General features: G+C 73.0%; 18 protein-coding genes. 3 read left to right on the forward strand and 15 right to left on the reverse strand.

Annotated features, from left to right (window positions below; all coding sequences use genetic code 11):
- Positions 1-35: 35 nt before the first annotated feature.
- From trpM to hisI, 7 genes are all read right to left on the reverse strand, one after another.
- Complete coding sequence (trpM, locus tag DXZ73_RS40580) at positions 36-257, reverse strand: tryptophan biosynthesis modulator TrpM (protein ID WP_116211211.1); 222 nt, start codon at positions 255-257, stop codon at positions 36-38.
- Between the two features lie 8 nt (positions 258-265).
- Complete coding sequence (trpC, locus tag DXZ73_RS13330; protein WP_116211212.1) at positions 266-1,075, reverse strand: indole-3-glycerol phosphate synthase TrpC; 810 nt, start codon at positions 1,073-1,075, stop codon at positions 266-268.
- Between the two features lie 152 nt (positions 1,076-1,227).
- Positions 1,228-1,680, reverse strand: a complete 453-nt coding sequence (locus DXZ73_RS13335; protein ID WP_116215595.1) for a DUF2752 domain-containing protein — start codon at positions 1,678-1,680, stop codon at positions 1,228-1,230.
- Positions 1,681-1,829: 149 nt separating this feature from the next.
- Positions 1,830-2,060, reverse strand: coding sequence for an HGxxPAAW family protein (locus DXZ73_RS13340; RefSeq protein WP_116211213.1), 231 nt, complete (start codon positions 2,058-2,060; stop codon positions 1,830-1,832).
- 116 nt (positions 2,061-2,176) lie between these two features.
- Positions 2,177-2,887, reverse strand: a complete 711-nt coding sequence (locus DXZ73_RS13345) for a TIGR02234 family membrane protein (protein WP_116211214.1) — start codon at positions 2,885-2,887, stop codon at positions 2,177-2,179.
- 70 nt (positions 2,888-2,957) lie between these two features.
- Positions 2,958-4,484, reverse strand: a complete 1,527-nt coding sequence (locus DXZ73_RS13350) for an anthranilate synthase component I (RefSeq protein WP_116211215.1) — start codon at positions 4,482-4,484, stop codon at positions 2,958-2,960.
- Positions 4,485-4,495: 11 nt separating this feature from the next.
- The gene (hisI, locus tag DXZ73_RS13355; RefSeq protein ID WP_116215596.1) at positions 4,496-4,873 is read right to left on the reverse strand and encodes a phosphoribosyl-AMP cyclohydrolase; all 378 of its coding nucleotides are present in this window, start codon (positions 4,871-4,873) and stop codon (positions 4,496-4,498) included.
- 131 nt (positions 4,874-5,004) lie between these two features.
- Between hisI and DXZ73_RS38790 the strand changes: the two genes are divergently transcribed.
- Positions 5,005-5,898 carry a hypothetical protein gene (locus tag DXZ73_RS38790; protein ID WP_205519165.1) on the forward strand — a complete coding sequence of 298 codons (894 nt, stop codon included), beginning with the start codon at positions 5,005-5,007 and terminating at the stop codon, positions 5,896-5,898.
- A gap of 66 nt (positions 5,899-5,964) precedes the next feature.
- Positions 5,965-6,597 carry a TIGR03085 family metal-binding protein gene (locus DXZ73_RS13365; RefSeq protein ID WP_116211216.1) on the forward strand — a complete coding sequence of 211 codons (633 nt, stop codon included), beginning with the start codon at positions 5,965-5,967 and terminating at the stop codon, positions 6,595-6,597.
- A gap of 184 nt (positions 6,598-6,781) precedes the next feature.
- Here the strand turns inward: DXZ73_RS13365 and hisF are convergent, their stop codons facing one another.
- The 8 genes from hisF to hisD form a co-directional block, all read right to left on the reverse strand.
- Entirely contained in the window at positions 6,782-7,537 is a 756-nt protein-coding gene (gene hisF / locus DXZ73_RS13370) for an imidazole glycerol phosphate synthase subunit HisF (protein ID WP_116211217.1), read from the reverse strand.
- Positions 7,534-7,938, reverse strand: coding sequence for a RidA family protein (locus tag DXZ73_RS13375; protein ID WP_116211218.1), 405 nt, complete (start codon positions 7,936-7,938; stop codon positions 7,534-7,536). Before DXZ73_RS13375 ends, hisF begins: the two co-directional genes overlap by 4 nt.
- Positions 7,935-8,660 carry a bifunctional 1-(5-phosphoribosyl)-5-((5-phosphoribosylamino)methylideneamino)imidazole-4-carboxamide isomerase/phosphoribosylanthranilate isomerase PriA gene (priA, locus tag DXZ73_RS13380; protein ID WP_116215597.1) on the reverse strand — a complete coding sequence of 242 codons (726 nt, stop codon included), beginning with the start codon at positions 8,658-8,660 and terminating at the stop codon, positions 7,935-7,937. Before priA ends, DXZ73_RS13375 begins: the two co-directional genes overlap by 4 nt.
- Positions 8,661-8,668: 8 nt before the next feature.
- Complete coding sequence (gene hisH / locus DXZ73_RS13385) at positions 8,669-9,310, reverse strand: imidazole glycerol phosphate synthase subunit HisH (RefSeq protein ID WP_116211219.1); 642 nt, start codon at positions 9,308-9,310, stop codon at positions 8,669-8,671.
- Positions 9,307-9,471 carry a hypothetical protein gene (locus tag DXZ73_RS38075; RefSeq protein ID WP_162890157.1) on the reverse strand — a complete coding sequence of 55 codons (165 nt, stop codon included), beginning with the start codon at positions 9,469-9,471 and terminating at the stop codon, positions 9,307-9,309. Before DXZ73_RS38075 ends, hisH begins: the two co-directional genes overlap by 4 nt.
- Positions 9,468-10,061, reverse strand: coding sequence for an imidazoleglycerol-phosphate dehydratase HisB (gene hisB, locus DXZ73_RS13390; RefSeq protein ID WP_116211220.1), 594 nt, complete (start codon positions 10,059-10,061; stop codon positions 9,468-9,470). The genes DXZ73_RS38075 and hisB overlap by 4 nt, the downstream gene beginning before the upstream one ends.
- A gap of 112 nt (positions 10,062-10,173) precedes the next feature.
- On the reverse strand, positions 10,174-11,280 hold the full coding sequence (locus tag DXZ73_RS13395) for a histidinol-phosphate transaminase (RefSeq protein WP_116211221.1): 1,107 nt from the start codon (positions 11,278-11,280) through the stop codon (positions 10,174-10,176).
- Positions 11,277-12,593, reverse strand: a complete 1,317-nt coding sequence (hisD, locus tag DXZ73_RS13400; RefSeq protein ID WP_116211222.1) for a histidinol dehydrogenase — start codon at positions 12,591-12,593, stop codon at positions 11,277-11,279. Before hisD ends, DXZ73_RS13395 begins: the two co-directional genes overlap by 4 nt.
- A gap of 163 nt (positions 12,594-12,756) precedes the next feature.
- Here hisD and DXZ73_RS13405 point away from each other — a divergent pair, with 163 nt between their 5' ends.
- Complete coding sequence (locus DXZ73_RS13405; RefSeq protein WP_116211223.1) at positions 12,757-14,358, forward strand: oxidoreductase; 1,602 nt, start codon at positions 12,757-12,759, stop codon at positions 14,356-14,358.
- Positions 14,359-14,361: the final 3 nt, after the last annotated feature.

Genomic DNA, 14,361 nt, shown 5'->3' on the forward strand with positions numbered 1-14,361 from the left:
AGATGAGTGAGTTGACGTGATCGCTGAGCTGACGCTCAGCCACGCCATCGGCGCCCGTTGACCTGACCGGGCTCGCAGCCGATGTGGTACCTCACCCTGCGGCCCCGGACACGGCGGGCCGGTGCGCGGCAGCCCCGGGGACGGCATCCCCGGGCCAGGCGCGCGTAAGGATCCTGGGCGGAGCGCCCGGCCGCGGGCATGCCGACGACGGCCGGGCGGCGGCCCGGCCCCGTGCGGCGGGTGCGGCGGCCGGTCATGCGGGGCGTCAGCCCCGCCCGTGCCGCAGCGCGGGGTGCGCGCCCGCGGCGACCAGGTCGGCCACCGCGCCCTTGGGGTCGCGGCCCGTCACCAGGGACTCCCCGACGAGCACCGCGTCGGCGCCGTCGTTGGCGTAGGCGATGAGGTCGTGCGGGCCGCGGACGCCGGACTCGGCGATCTTGATGATGTGGTCCGGGATCTCGGGCGCGACGCGGGCGAAGTTGCCGCGGTCCACCTCGAGGGTCTTGAGGTTGCGGGCGTTGACGCCGATGATCCGGGCGCCCGCGTCGACCGCGCGCTGGACCTCCTCCTCGTCGTGGACCTCCACGAGCGGGGTGAGGCCGATGGACTCGGCGCGCTCGATGAGGGAGACCAGGGCCTCCTGCTCCAGGGCCGCGACGATCAGCAGGGCCAGGTCGGCGCCGTAGGCGCGGGCCTCCCACAGCTGGTAGGCGGTGACGATGAAGTCCTTGCGCAGCACCGGGATGTCGACCTTGGCCCGGACGGCCTCCAGGTCGGCGAGCGAACCGCCGAAGCGGCGCTGCTCGGTGAGCACGCTGATGACGGCCGCGCCGCCCGCCTCGTAGTCCGCGGCGAGCCCCGCGGGGTCGGCGATCGCGGCGAGGGCGCCCTTGGAGGGGCTGGAGCGCTTGACCTCGCAGATCACGCTGACGTTCTCGCCGCGCAGGGCGGCCACGCCGTCCTTGGCCTGCGGGGCCTTGGCAGCCCGCTGCTTGAGCTCGTCGAGGGTGACGCGCGCCTGCCGCTCCGCGAGGTCGGCACGGACTCCGTCGATGATCTCGTCGAGCACACTCACGCGAGCGGCCCCCTTCCGGACTCGGATGGTCTGGGCTGGTGCGGCAAAATCTCCTCACCAGGCATTGTGATGGTACTTGCCACAGACCGAAGGATTCGCATCCGGTTGACGCCGGTCCTGTCACATGGCGCCTTCCGCGGGTTTCTCCCCCGCTACGGCTGCGGCGCCAGCCAGGAGACGCACGGCAGGTTCCGCAGGACCGTGAACGCCAGCACCACCGCCCCGAGCGCCCACCAGTGGACCGCGCGCAGCGGCAGCCGCAGGCCGTCCTTCCCGCGCAGCGCCGCGGCCACCCACGCGATCCACAGCGCGAGGAAGCCCGCGTAGCCGGCGACGGCCAACGCGTTCGCCCGCAGCGCCGTCGCGAGGTCGCCGTGGGCGAGGGCGTGGACTCCGCGCAGCCCGCCGCAGCCGGGGCAGTACAGGCCGGTCCAGCGCAGCAGCGGGCAGGCGGGGTAGTGGCCGGGCCGGTTGGGGTCGACGGCGCCGATCCAGATGACGGCGGCGGCGAGCCCGGCGGCGACGCAGGCGGGGGCGGTGAGGCGGCGCACCGGGCCCGGGGCGGGCGCGGCGGTGCGCGGAAGCGCGGGCGCGTGGTCGTCCACGCGGCCCGTCGTACGGCCATACGGCAGGCCGTCGGCACGGTCCGTCACATGTCGCAGTCTGCGCCGGACAGCACGAAGGCGCAGCACGGGGCCGACGTACGTTCGTCCGTACGGGCCCGGGCCGCGCCTTGGCGGGAGATCGGGGCGGATCAGCCCTGGGTCTGGGGCTGGACCTTCGCGCGTCCCTTGGGCTCCATGCCGTAGCCCATCAGGCGCATGATGCCGCCGACGACGCCGCCGAGCAGGACGATGCCGATGCCGGCCCAGAACCCGACCGGGTTGGCGATCACCATGAACGCACCGCCGACGCAGAAGCCGATGAAGGAAATGATGACACCGGTCCAGGCGGCCGGGGTGTGTCCGTGGCTGCTACCCGCCATGACTATGACTCCTCGTTGCTGTGGCGCGCCCGCGGGCGCGGAGAACGCTCTTGGTCATTGTCCCCGACGCCCGGGGGTGCCTTGAGTTGGGGGTGGGGCGTGTTCCCGGCCGTCTTTCACGGCCGCTTCCCCGGGCTGTCGCCGGGGGGAGTCGGGTGCGCTCCGTCGGACTCGCCGGTGGGGTCCTCGCCGCGGTCGAGGGCCTTCCAGAGCTCTTCGGGGCGTTCGGGGTCGGGGGCGGTGCGGGCGCGGCGCGGGCGGGGGGTGCCGTCGCGCTCGTAGCGACCGGACATCGTGGGCCAGTGCTGCCCGTGGCGCAGGGCGAGCAGCCCGGCGAGGAGGAGCAGCACCCCGCCGGTGAGGGCGACCCACGGCCAGGGGGTGTGGCTGACGTGGTCGACGGCGGCGCTGGTGAGGCCCTGGGCCTTGGCGGCCTTCTCCTCCAGCGCGCCGGTGTCGAAGGCGCCGGTGGCGGCGCCGGCGACGATCCCGGCGCCGCAGAGGGCGAGGACCGCGGCGACGACGGTGCGCCACACCCCGCGGACGGCGAAGACGGCGACGAGCGTGGCGAGGCCGACGACGGCCAGGGCGCCGGGCAGGCCGTTGATGTCCTGGCCGGTGACCTGCTTGGAGACGGCGCTCTGGGCGATGTCGGCGGCGGCCGTGCCCTCGGCCCAGGTGCGTCCCCCGGCGAGGAGGACGAGTGCGGCTCCGGCCGCGCCGAACAGCAGGGCTGCGCCGACGCTGTGCCGCCGGGCGCCACCGGCGCGGGGGGCGGGCTCGGCCTGGGGACGGGGGTGGGGTACGGCTGCGCTCACGGTTACCACTATCTCTTGTGCCGCCCGCCGGGGCGCCCGGGGGTCCCCTCAGGGGCTTCCCGGGCGCCGGGGCGACGGGTCAGGCGCGGGGTGCGAGCCGGTTGGCGGAGTGGACCGCGCGCAGGACGGCGGCGGCCTTGTTGCGGCACTCGGCGTCCTCGGCGGCCGGGTCGGAGTCGGCGACGACACCGGCGCCCGCCTGGACGTACGCGGTGCCGTCGCGCAGCACCGCGGTGCGGATGGCGATGGCGGTGTCGGAGTCGCCGGCGAAGTCGAGGTAGCCGACGCAGCCGCCGTACAGGCCGCGGCGGGCGGGCTCCAGCTCCTCGATGATCTGCATGGCGCGGGGCTTGGGCGCGCCGGAGAGGGTGCCCGCGGGGAAGCAGGCGGTGAGCACGTCGAAGGCGGTGCGGCCGGGGGCGAGGCGGCCGGTGACGGTGGAGACGATGTGCATGACGTGGCTGTAGCGCTCGACGGACATGAAGTCGACGACCTCCACGCTGCCGGGTTCGCAGACCCGGCCGAGGTCGTTGCGGCCGAGGTCGACGAGCATGAGGTGCTCGGCGCGCTCCTTGGGGTCGGCCATCAGCTCCTCGGCGAGGGCCGCGTCGGCCTGCGGGGTGGCGCCGCGCGGGCGGGTGCCGGCGATCGGGTGCACCATGGCGTGCCCGTCCTCGACCTTGACCAGTGCCTCGGGGCTGGAGCCGACGATGTCGAACCCCTCGAAGCGCAGGAGGTACATGTACGGGCTGGGGTTGGTGGCCCGCAGGACGCGGTAGACGTCGAGCGCGGAGGCGGTGCAGGGGGTCTCGAAGCGCTGGGAGGGCACGACCTGGAAGGCCTCGCCCGCGCGGATGCGCTCCTTGATGTCGTCGACGGCCGCCATGTAGTCCGGGCCGCCCCAGCGGGCGGTGTACTCGGGGAGTTCGGAGGGCGGCAGGGCGGTGGGGTCGGTGGGGACCGGCCTGCGGAGGTCGGCGGCCATGGCGTCGAGGCGGGCGACGGCATCGGCGTAGGCCTCGTCGATGCCCGTGTCGAGGTCGTTGTGGTTGATCGCGTTGGCGATCAGCAGGACCGTGCCGTTCCAGTGGTCGAGGACGGCGAGGTCCGAGGTGAGCAGCATGGTCAGTTCGGGCAGGCCCAGGGTGTCCTCGCCGTGCTCGCCGATCTTCTCCAGGCGGCGGACGATGTCGTAGCCGAGGTAGCCCACCATGCCGCCGGTGAAGGGCGGCAGTCCGGTGCCCTCTATGAGGTCGTGGGGGGTGTGGAGGGCCGCGACGGTGGCGCGCAGGGCCTCCAGCGGGTCGCCGTCGGTGGGGACGCCCACGGGCGGGGTGCCGAGCCAGTGGGTCTGCCCGTCGCGCACGGTGAGGGTGGCGGCGCTGCGGACGCCGACGAAGGAGTAGCGGGACCAGGTGCGGCCGTTCTCGGCGGACTCCAGCAGGAAGGTGCCGGGGCGTTCCGCCGCGAGCTTGCGGTAGAGGCCGACGGGGGTGTCCCCGTCGGCGAGGAATCGCCTCGTGACCGGGATGACCCGGCGGTCCTTCGCGAGCGTACGGAAGGTATCGGCGTCGGGCGTGATGTCACCCGTGGTCGTGGCAGCCATGGCAGCGGAGCCTACTGGCCCAGCGGCAGGACATCGGCATCGAAGCAGGTGCGGTCGCCGGTGTGGCAGGCCGCGCCGACCTGGTCGACCTTGACGAGGAGGGTGTCGCCGTCGCAGTCGAGGGCCACGGACTTCACGTGCTGGAAGTGGCCGGAAGTGTCGCCCTTGACCCAGTACTCCTGGCGGCTGCGGCTCCAGTAGGTGCAGCGGCCGGTGGTGAGGGTGCGGTGGAGGGCCTCGTCGTCCATCCAGCCGAGCATGAGCACCTCGCCGGTGTCGTACTGCTGGGCGATGGCGGGAACCAGCCCGTCGGCGCTGCGCTTGAGGCGGGCGGCGAGGGCGGGGTCGAGGGCGGTGGTCCCGGGGGCGGGGCGAGTGGTGCCGGTCATGGTGTCCATTCTGCCGCCACGGGCGGCCGGCCGGGTGGTGCCCGCCCGGTGGCGGGGGCCGGGTTCCCGGTCCCGGTCTTGATCAGGAGCCCGGCGGACGGGTTGTCAGTGGCGTACGGCATGCTTCGACCATGACCTCTCCGCCGCCGCCGAACTCCCCGGAACTGCCCCGCGACAGCGGCGGGTTCGGCCCGCCCCAGGGTTTCGGGCCGCCGTCGGCCCAGCCGCCCGCGCAGCCTCCCCTGCAGCCGCCCGCGCAGCCCTACGGTCAGCCTTACGGCCCGCCGCAGGGCGGGCCGGCCGGCGGGCCGGGGTATGGGCAGCCGCAGGGTTTCGGCCAGTACGGGCAGCAGCAGTACGGGCAGCAGTTCGCGCCGCCGATGCCGCCGCCCCCGCCGCCGTCGGGCGGCAACGGCGCGAAGGTCGCCGCGATCGTGGTCGCCGTCGTGCTGGTGGCGGGGCTGGTCGTCGGTGGCATCATCCTCACGGCCAAGGGCGGCGGCGGTGACACCGAGGCGAAGGGGAAGAGCTCGCCGAGCCCGTCGGTGACGTCGTCCGCGCCGTCCGCGGATGCCACCGGGCCCGGTTCCGGCCTGTCGAACCCCAAGCCCTCCGCGCCCTCCGCGTCCTCCGCGTCCTCCGACACGGGCCTGCCCTCGGATCGGCAGGTGCCGTATGTGGTGCTCAAGCCGGGCGAGTGCTTCGACCACCCGAGCCTGCACACCGGCATCTCCTCGGTGATCAAGCGGTCGTGCAACGGCACGCACGACGGCGAGGTGATATCCAACGCGACGCTGACGGGCTCGTTCGACACCGAGCAGGCGATCCAGGACAAGGCGAAGGACCTGTGCGAGTCCACCGCGCAGAAGCGGGTGGGTTCCATATCCGACGGCCGTACGTACTACTCGTATGTGCTGTATCCGGCCAAGCGGACATACGACCGTGGCCAGAATCAGATCACGTGCACGATCACGCGCAGCATCACGCCGACCGGCGCGAAGCTGACGGAGCCGCTGCCGGAGTAGCGTCGGGCGGGGTCCGCCGGTCGCGGCGCCGTGGCACGGGCCGGGCCCCGGCCGTAGGGTGGCCGCATGTCGACCCACGCACAGCGCGAACGCCTGCTCCTGGCCGATCTGTTGGAGACCGCGGGCCCCGGCGCCCCCACGCTCTGCGCCGGCTGGCGGACCCGTGACCTCGCCGCCCATGTCGTCGTGCGGGAGCGCCGCTCCGACGCGGCGGCAGGTCTGGTGATCAAGGCGCTGGCCCCGCGGCTCGAGCGGGTGCAGGCCGAGTTCGCCGCCAAGCCGTACGAGGAGTTGCTCCAGCTCATCCGCACCGGGCCGCCGCGCCTGTCGCCGTACGCCCTCAAGCAGGTCGACGAGGCCGCCAACACCGTCGAGTTCTTCGTGCACACGGAGGATGTCCGGCGCGCCCAGCCGGACTGGGCGCCGCGCGAGCTGGACCCGGTGTTCGCGGACGCGTTGTGGGCCCGGCTGGAGCGGGTGGCGCGGATGCTCGGCCGGAAGTCGCCGGTGGGCCTGGTCCTGCGCCGCCCCGACGGCCGCACGGCGGTGGCCCACCGGGGCGCGCCCGTGGTGACGGTGACGGGCGAGCCCGGGGAGTTGACCCTGTTCGCGTTCGGCCGCCAGGCGGCGGCGCGGGTGGAGCTGACGGGCGACGAGAACGCGGTGGCCAAGCTCCAGGAAGCGGCGCTGGGCCTCTAGCCCCCGGCCCCGGGTGCCCAGCCCCCGCGCAGTTCCTCACGCACCGTGAGGGGCGCGGGGAACTGCGCGACCAGCCACACACGCCCCGCGGCCGCGCACCGCGCTCGCGCACCACCCCGGTGGGCGTGACCGGGCCACCGGACCGCACCCACGACCGGGGCCGGGGCAGCGCCCCGGGTGCCCCTCAGCGGATCGGGTGCCCCGCTTCGCTGAGGCTGCGCTTGACGTCGGCGATCTTCAGGTCGCCGAAGTGGAAGACGGACGCGGCCAGCACCGCGTCCGCGCCCGCCTCGACGGCCGGGGCGAAGTGCTCCAGCCGCCCCGCGCCCCCGCTCGCGATCACCGGCACGGTCACGTGCTTGCGCACGGCCGCGATCATCTCCGTGTCGTAGCCGTCCTTCGTGCCGTCGGCGTCCATGGAGTTCAGCAGGATCTCGCCCGCGCCCAGCTCCGCCGCGCGGTGGGCCCACTCGACGGCGTCGATGCCGGTGCCGCGGCGGCCGCCGTGCGTGGTGACCTCGAAGGAGCCGGCAGCGGTGCGCCGGGCGTCCACGGAGAGCACCAGCACCTGGCGGCCGAAGCGCTCGGCGATCTCCTGGATCAGCTCGGGCCGGGCGATGGCCGCGGTGTTGACACCGACCTTGTCGGCTCCGGCGCGCAGCAGCTTGTCCACGTCGCCCGCGGTGCGGACGCCGCCGCCCACGGTCAGCGGGATGAAGACCTGCTCCGCGGTGCGGCGCACCACGTCGTAGGTCGTCTCCCGGTCGCCGGAGGAGGCGGTGATGTCGAGGAAGGTGAGTTCGTCCGCGCCTTCCTCGCCGTAGATCCTGGCCATTTCGACGGGGTCGCCGGCGTCGCGCAGGTTCTGGAAGTTGACGCCCTTGACGACCCGGCCGTTGTCCACGTCCAGGCAGGGGATGACTCGGACCGCCAGGGTCATGTGCTCGTTGCTCCTCGGTACGCTTCTACTTCTACTTCGACCAGCACGCGCGAGTCGACGAAACCGGAGACGACCACCAGGGTCGCCACGGGCCGCACCGCCTCGAAGAACTCCTTGTGGGCGCGGCCGACCGCGTCGACGTCCCGCGCGTGGGTCAGGTACATGCGGGTGCGGATGACGGCCTCGGGGCCGAGGCCGAAGTCCGCCAGGGCGGCGACGGCGTTCCCGAAGGCCGCTTTGGCCTGTTCGTAGGGGTCGCCCTCGCCGTGCAGCACGGAGCCGTTGAACGGCAGGGTTCCGGCCACCAGCACCCGGTCCCCCGCCGCGACAGCGCGCGCACAGCCGAACGTCTCTTCCCAGGGACTGTCGTCGCTCCGCACCCGCTGCACGGCTTCGCTCATACGGACACAGCCTCCAGGGCCTCTTCCAAGGTGAACGCCTTGGCGTAGAGGGCCTTCCCCACGATGGCGCCTTCGACGCCCTCCGGTACCAGGTTGGCGATCGCCCGCAGATCGTCAAGGGAGGAGACGCCGCCGGAGGCGACTACCGGCCGGTCGGTCGCGGCGCAGACGTTCTTCAGGAGCTCCAGGTTGGGGCCCTGGAGCGTGCCGTCCTTGGCGATGTCGGTGACGACGTAGCGGGCGCAGCCCTCGGCGTCCAGGCGGGCGAGGGTCTCGTAGAGGTCGCCGCCGTCGCGGGTCCAGCCGCGGCCGCGCAGGGTGGTGCCCTGGACGTCCAGGCCGACGGCGATGCGGTCGCCGTGCTCGGCGATGACCTTGGCGACCCACTCGGGGGTCTCCAGGGCGGCGGTGCCGAGGTTGACGCGGGTGCAGCCGGTGGCGAGGGCCGCGGCGAGCGAGGCGTCGTCGCGGATGCCGCCGGACAGCTCGACCTTGATGTCCATGGAGCTGACGACCTCGGCGACCTGGGAGCGGTTGTCGCCGGTGCCGAAGGCGGCGTCGAGGTCGACGAGGTGCAGCCACTCGGCGCCGGAGCGCTGCCAGGCGAGGGCGGCGGAGAGCGGGTCGCCGTAGGAGGTCTCGGAGCCGGAGGCGCCGTGGACGAGGCGGACGGCCTGGCCGTAGCGGACGTCGACGGCGGGGAGGAGTTCGAGCTTCGGCATCACGGGGCTCACAGGGTCTCGATCCAGTTGGTCAGCAGCTGGGCGCCGGCGTCGCCGGACTTCTCGGGGTGGAACTGGGTGGCGCACAGCGGGCCGTTCTCCACGGCGGCGACGAACGGCTCGCCGTGGGTGGCCCAGGTGACCTGGGGCGGCCGGATGTGGTCCGCGGTGATCTCGAAGCCCCACTCGCGCACCGCGTAGGAGTGCACGAAGTAGTAGCGGGCGTCGGCGTCGAGGCCGGCGAAGAGCCGGGAGCCCTCGGCGGGGGTGACGGTGTTCCAGCCCATGTGCGGGACGACGGGCGCCTTGAGCGGCTCGACCGTGCCGGGCCACTCGTCGAGGCCCTCGCTCTCGACGCCGTGCTCGATGCCGCGCTCGAAGAGGATCTGCATGCCGACGCAGATGCCCATGACGGGGCGGCCGCCGGAAAGCCTGCGGCCGACGACCCAGTCGCCGCGGGCGGCGCGCAGGCCCTTCATGCAGGCTTCGAAGGCGCCGACGCCGGGGACGAGCAGCCCGTCGGCGTTCATGGCCGTCTCGTAGTCGCCGGTGATCTCGACGTCCGCGCCGACGTGGGCGAGGGCGCGCTCGGCGGACCGGACGTTGCCGAAGCCGTAGTCGAAGACGACGACCTTCTTGCGGTCGCTCATGCCCAGACCTCCAGGCGCATCACTCCGGCGACGAGGCACATCGCGCAGCCGATGCCGAGCAGCACGATCACGCCCTTGGGCAGGCCCTGCTTGGCGAAGGAGATCATGCCGCCGAGGAGGAACAGGCCGACGACGATCAGGATGGTGGACAGGCTGTTCACAGCGCACCCTTCGTGGAGGGAAGGATCCCGGCGGCGCGCGGGTCGCGCTCGCTGGCGTAGCGCAGCGCGCGGGCGAGGGCCTTGAACTGGCACTCGACGATGTGGTGGGCGTTGCGCCCGTACGGGACGTGGACGTGCAGGGCGATCTGGGCCTGCGCGACGAAGGACTCCAGGATGTGCCGGGTCATCGTCGTGTCGTACGAGCCGATCATGGGCGCCATGTTCTCGGGCTCGATGTGCACGAGGTAGGGGCGGCCGGAGAGGTCCACGGTGACCTGGGCGAGGGACTCGTCCAGGGGGACCGTGCAGTTGCCGAAGCGGTAGATGCCGACCTTGTCGCCGAGGGCCTGCTTGAAGGCGGCGCCGAGCGCGAGCGCGGTGTCCTCGATGGTGTGGTGGCTGTCGATGTGCAGGTCGCCGTCGGTCTTGACGGTGAGGTCGAAGAGCCCGTGGCGGCCGAGCTGGTCGAGCATGTGGTCGTAGAAGCCGACCCCGGTCGACACGTCGACCTGCCCGCTGCCGTCGAGGTCTATCTCGACGAGGACGGAGGTCTCCTTGGTGGTGCGCTCTGCGCGGCCCACGCGGTTCATCGGTTGGTCTCCTTGCAGATGTGCCGTTCGCGACGCGCGGCCCCTACGACGTGGGTCCGGCCGGGGGTCCGGGGGTCGTCCCCCGGGAGATGCAGCGCGCGGCCCATGCGGTTCATGAGTTGTTCTCCTTGCGAATGGTGCGCACCGCGTCGAGGAAGGCGTCGTTCTCGGCGGGGGTGCCCGCGGTGACCCGCAGCCGTCCCGGTACGCCGTTGTCCCGGACCAGGACGCCCTGGTCGAGGATGGCCTGCCACGCCTCGTGGCTGTCCGCGAAGCGGCCGAACTGGACGAAGTTCGCGTCGGACTCCGTCACCTCGAAGTCCATGGCCCGCAGCTCGGCGACGATGCGGTCGCGCTCCGCCTTGAGCTGTTCGACATAGGTGAGCAGCGTGTCCGTGTGTTCCAGGGCCGCGAGCGCGGTGGCTTGGGTGACGGAGGACAGGTGGTACGGCAGCCGTACGAGCTGGACGGCGTCGACCACCGCGGGGTGCGCGGCCAGATAGCCCAGCCGCAGCCCGGCGGCGCCGAAGGCCTTGGACATGGTGCGGGAGACGACGAGGTTCGGCCGTCCCTCGATGAGCGGCAGCAGCGAGGGGCGGTGGCTGAACTCGCCGTACGCCTCGTCGATGACGACCAGGCAGGGCCTGGCCGCCTGCGCCGCCTCGTACAGCCGAAGGACGGTGTCGGCCTCGACGGCGGTGCCGGTGGGGTTGTTGGGCGAGCAGACGAAGACCACGTGGGGCCGCTGCTCGGCGATGGCGGTGACGGCCGCGTCGACGTCGATGGTGAAGTCGGCGCGGCGCGGGCCGGGGATCCAGCCGGTGCCGGTGCCGCGCGAGATCAGCGCGTGCATCGAATACGACGGCTCGAAGCCGATCGCGGTGCGGCCGGGCCCGCCGAAGGTCTGGAGCAGCTGCTGGATGATCTCGTTGGAGCCGTTGGCCGCCCAGACCTGGCCCGTGGTGACCTCGTGGCCCGCGGTGCGGGTGAGGTACTTCGCGAGCTCGGTGCGCAGCTCGACCGCGTCCCGGTCGGGGTAGCGGTTGAGGTGCCGGGCGGCCTCGGCGACGCGCTCGGCGATGCGGGCGACGAGGGGCTCGGGCAGCGGGTAGGGGTTCTCGTTGGTGTTCAGGCGTACGGGCACGTCGAGCTGGGGCGCTCCGTACGGGGACTTGCCGCGCAGCTCGTCCCTGATGGGCAGGTCGTCGATCCCGGTCACTTGCTCTGTGGCACCTTCCAGTCGAACCTCGCCTTGAGCGCGGCTCCGTGCGCGGGCAGGTCCTCGGCCTCGGCGAGCGTCACCACGTGGTGGGTGACCTCGGCGAGGGCGTCGCGGGTGTAGTCCACGACATGGATACCGCGCAGGAAGGACTGCACCGACAGGCCGGAGGAGTGACAGGCGCAGCCGCCGGTGGGCAGGACGTGGTTGGAGCCGGCGCAGTAGTCGCCGAGGGAGACCGGGGCGTAGGGGCCGACGAAGACCGCTCCGGCGTTGCGGACGCGGGCGGCGACCTCGGAGGCGTTCTCGGTCTGGATCTCCAGGTGCTCGGCGCCGTAGGCGTTCACGACGGCGAGGCCGTGCTCGACGTCGTCGACGAGCACGATGCCGGACTGGCGGCCCGCGAGGGCGGGGACGATCCGGTCCTCGATGTGCTTGGTGGCGGCGACCTGGGTCTCCAGCTCCTTCTCGACGGCCTTGGCCAGCTCCTCGGAGTCGGTGACGAGCACGGCGGCGGCCAGCGGGTCGTGCTCGGCCTGGCTGATGAGGTCGGCGGCGACGTGCACGGGGTCGGCACTCGCGTCGGCGAGGATGGCGATCTCGGTGGGGCCGGCCTCGGCGTCGATGCCGATGCGGCCCTTGAGCAGCCGCTTGGCGGCGGCGACCCAGATGTTGCCGGGGCCGGTGACCATGTTGACCGGGCGGCAGTCCTCGGTGCCGTAGGCGAACATCGCGATGGCCTGGGCGCCGCCCGCGGCGTAGACCTCGTCGATGCCGAGCAGCGCGCAGGCCGCCAGGATCGTGGGGTGGGGCAGCCCGCCGAAGTCGGCCTGGGGCGGGGAGGCGACGGCCATCGAGCCGACGCCCGCTTCCTGGGCCGGCACCACGTTCATGATCACGGACGAGGGGTAGACCGAGCGGCCGCCGGGGACGTAGAGGCCGACGCGGTCGACCGGGACCCAGCGCTCGGTGACGGTGCCGCCGGGCACGACGGTGACGGTCGTGTCGGTGCGCCGCTGCTCGCGGTGGACGATGCGGGCGCGGCGGATGGACTCCTCCAGCGCGGCGCGCACGGCCGGGTCGAGCGCCCGCAGGGCGCCGGTGATCTCCTCGGGCGCGACCCGCACCCGGTCGATGGTGACGCCGTCGAACCGCTCCGCGTAGTCGATCAAGGCCGCGGTGCCACGATGATGCACGTCCTCGCAGATGGGCCGCACCTTCTCCAGGGCGGCCTCCACGTCGAGTTCGGCTCGGGGCAGCAGGTCGCGGTCGACGCCGGAGGCGGTGCCGCGCAGATCGATTCGGGAGATCACAGGGTCAATTGTCTCAGACCCGCCCCGGCACACGGCTCCCTGTACCAACCGGTGATACGCGCCGCCGGGCCGCATCAACCTCTCACCATGGGTGTTCAAGCGGTCACACGGCGGGAATGGGGACGGTACCCAGTGGTATGCGTGGCGGAAGGGGGTACGGTCCGTGACCGAACCGCACGACGGCGAACCACCCACCGGGCTGGATCTCACCACCGCCGAATGGGGGATGTGGCAGGCGTTCCGGATGGGCGCCACCCACGATCTGCGCGTGGCGCAGCCCGAGTGGAACGACCCCTCCGGCCCGCATCCCTGGGGTCCGGAGCGCAGCGTGCGCGCCCGGATCGTCGCCCTGCTCCTCCTCGACGGGCCGCCCTCCCAGCCGGGCCGGGTGTCGGCCCTCAAGCTCAACGGCGTACGGATCACGGGCTCGCTCGACCTGTCGGGCGGGACCGTCGTCCCGTACGTCGAGATGCTGAACTGCCGCTTCGACCAGCAGGTGCTGCTGCCGGAGTGCCGCTTCACCACGCTGCGGCTGGTCGGCTGCGCCATCCCCCGGCTGGAGGCCGCCCGGCTGCGCACGGAGGGCGATCTGCACCTGCCGCGCTGCGTCGTGCAGAACGGCATCCGCCTGACCGACGCCCACATAGGGACGGACCTGCTGCTCAATCAGGTGGTGGTGCGCCAGGACCGGCGGGGCCTGTCGGTCGCCGCCGACGGCATGTCGGTCGGGCAGGACCTCCAGGCGGAGCTGATGCGGTCGTACGGCGAGCTGAGCATGCGGGGCGCGACCATAGGGGTCTCGCTCAGCCTGCGCGGCAGCACCCTGAGCAATCCGTACGGGCGGCGCGCCCTCAACGCCCCGCAGATGACGGTCGAGCGCACCCTCTATCTGACGGCGGCCGGTTACAGCAGCGCCGCCTTCGCCAGCGGGTTCACTCCCCCGTACGGCATCGTCACCACGCCCGAGCGTGGCACGCGGGTGCAGCGCTTCGAGTGCCGGGGCGGGATAAGGCTGGACGACGGGCGGTTCGGCGACGCGGTGGACTTCAGCCAGGCGCGGTTCGTCCTGGAGGCGGACCAGGAGCTGTCGCTGCGCCGGATCCAGACGCCGGAGCTGCGCTTCCTGGGCGAGTGGGGGCAGCGCGGCCGGGTCGTGCTGTCGGGGGCCCGGATCGTCAATCTCGTCGACCGGGCGGAGAGCTGGCCGGGCCCCGGCGGGCTGGTGATGGCCGGTTTCTCCTACGAGAACCTGATACCGCTCGGCCGCTTCCCGCTGAGCAGGCGGCTGGAGTGGGTGGCCGCCGCGACCCCGGAGTACGCGCCGGAGCCGTACGAACGGCTGGCGGGCGCCCTGCGCGACAGCGGTGAGGACGCCGACGCGCGGGAGGTGCTGCTGGCCAAGCAGCGCAGGCGGCGGGAGACGCTGCCGCTGGCGGGCAAGGCGTGGGGGTATCTCCAGGACTGGATGGTGGCGTACGGCTACCGCCCGGGGCGGGCGGCGGTGTGGATGGCGGTGCTGTGGGCGGCGGCCACGGTCTATTTCACCTACCACCCGTTGACGCCGATCAAGGAGCACGAGGGGCCCGCGTGGAACCCCGGGCTGTACGCCCTGGACCTCCTGCTGCCGGTGATCGACCTGGGCCAGGGGCAGGCCTGGAGACCGACGGGGGCGGCGCAGTGGGTGGTGGCGGCCCTGATCCTCCTGGGCTGGGTGCTGGCGACCACGGTGGCGGCGGGGGCGTCCCGCCTGCTCCGCCGCCAGTGAGCA

It is taken from the genome of Streptoverticillium olivoreticuli subsp. olivoreticuli (genome assembly GCF_003391135.1).
Taxonomy (GTDB): Bacteria; Actinomycetota; Actinomycetes; order Streptomycetales; family Streptomycetaceae; genus Streptomyces; species Streptomyces blastmyceticus.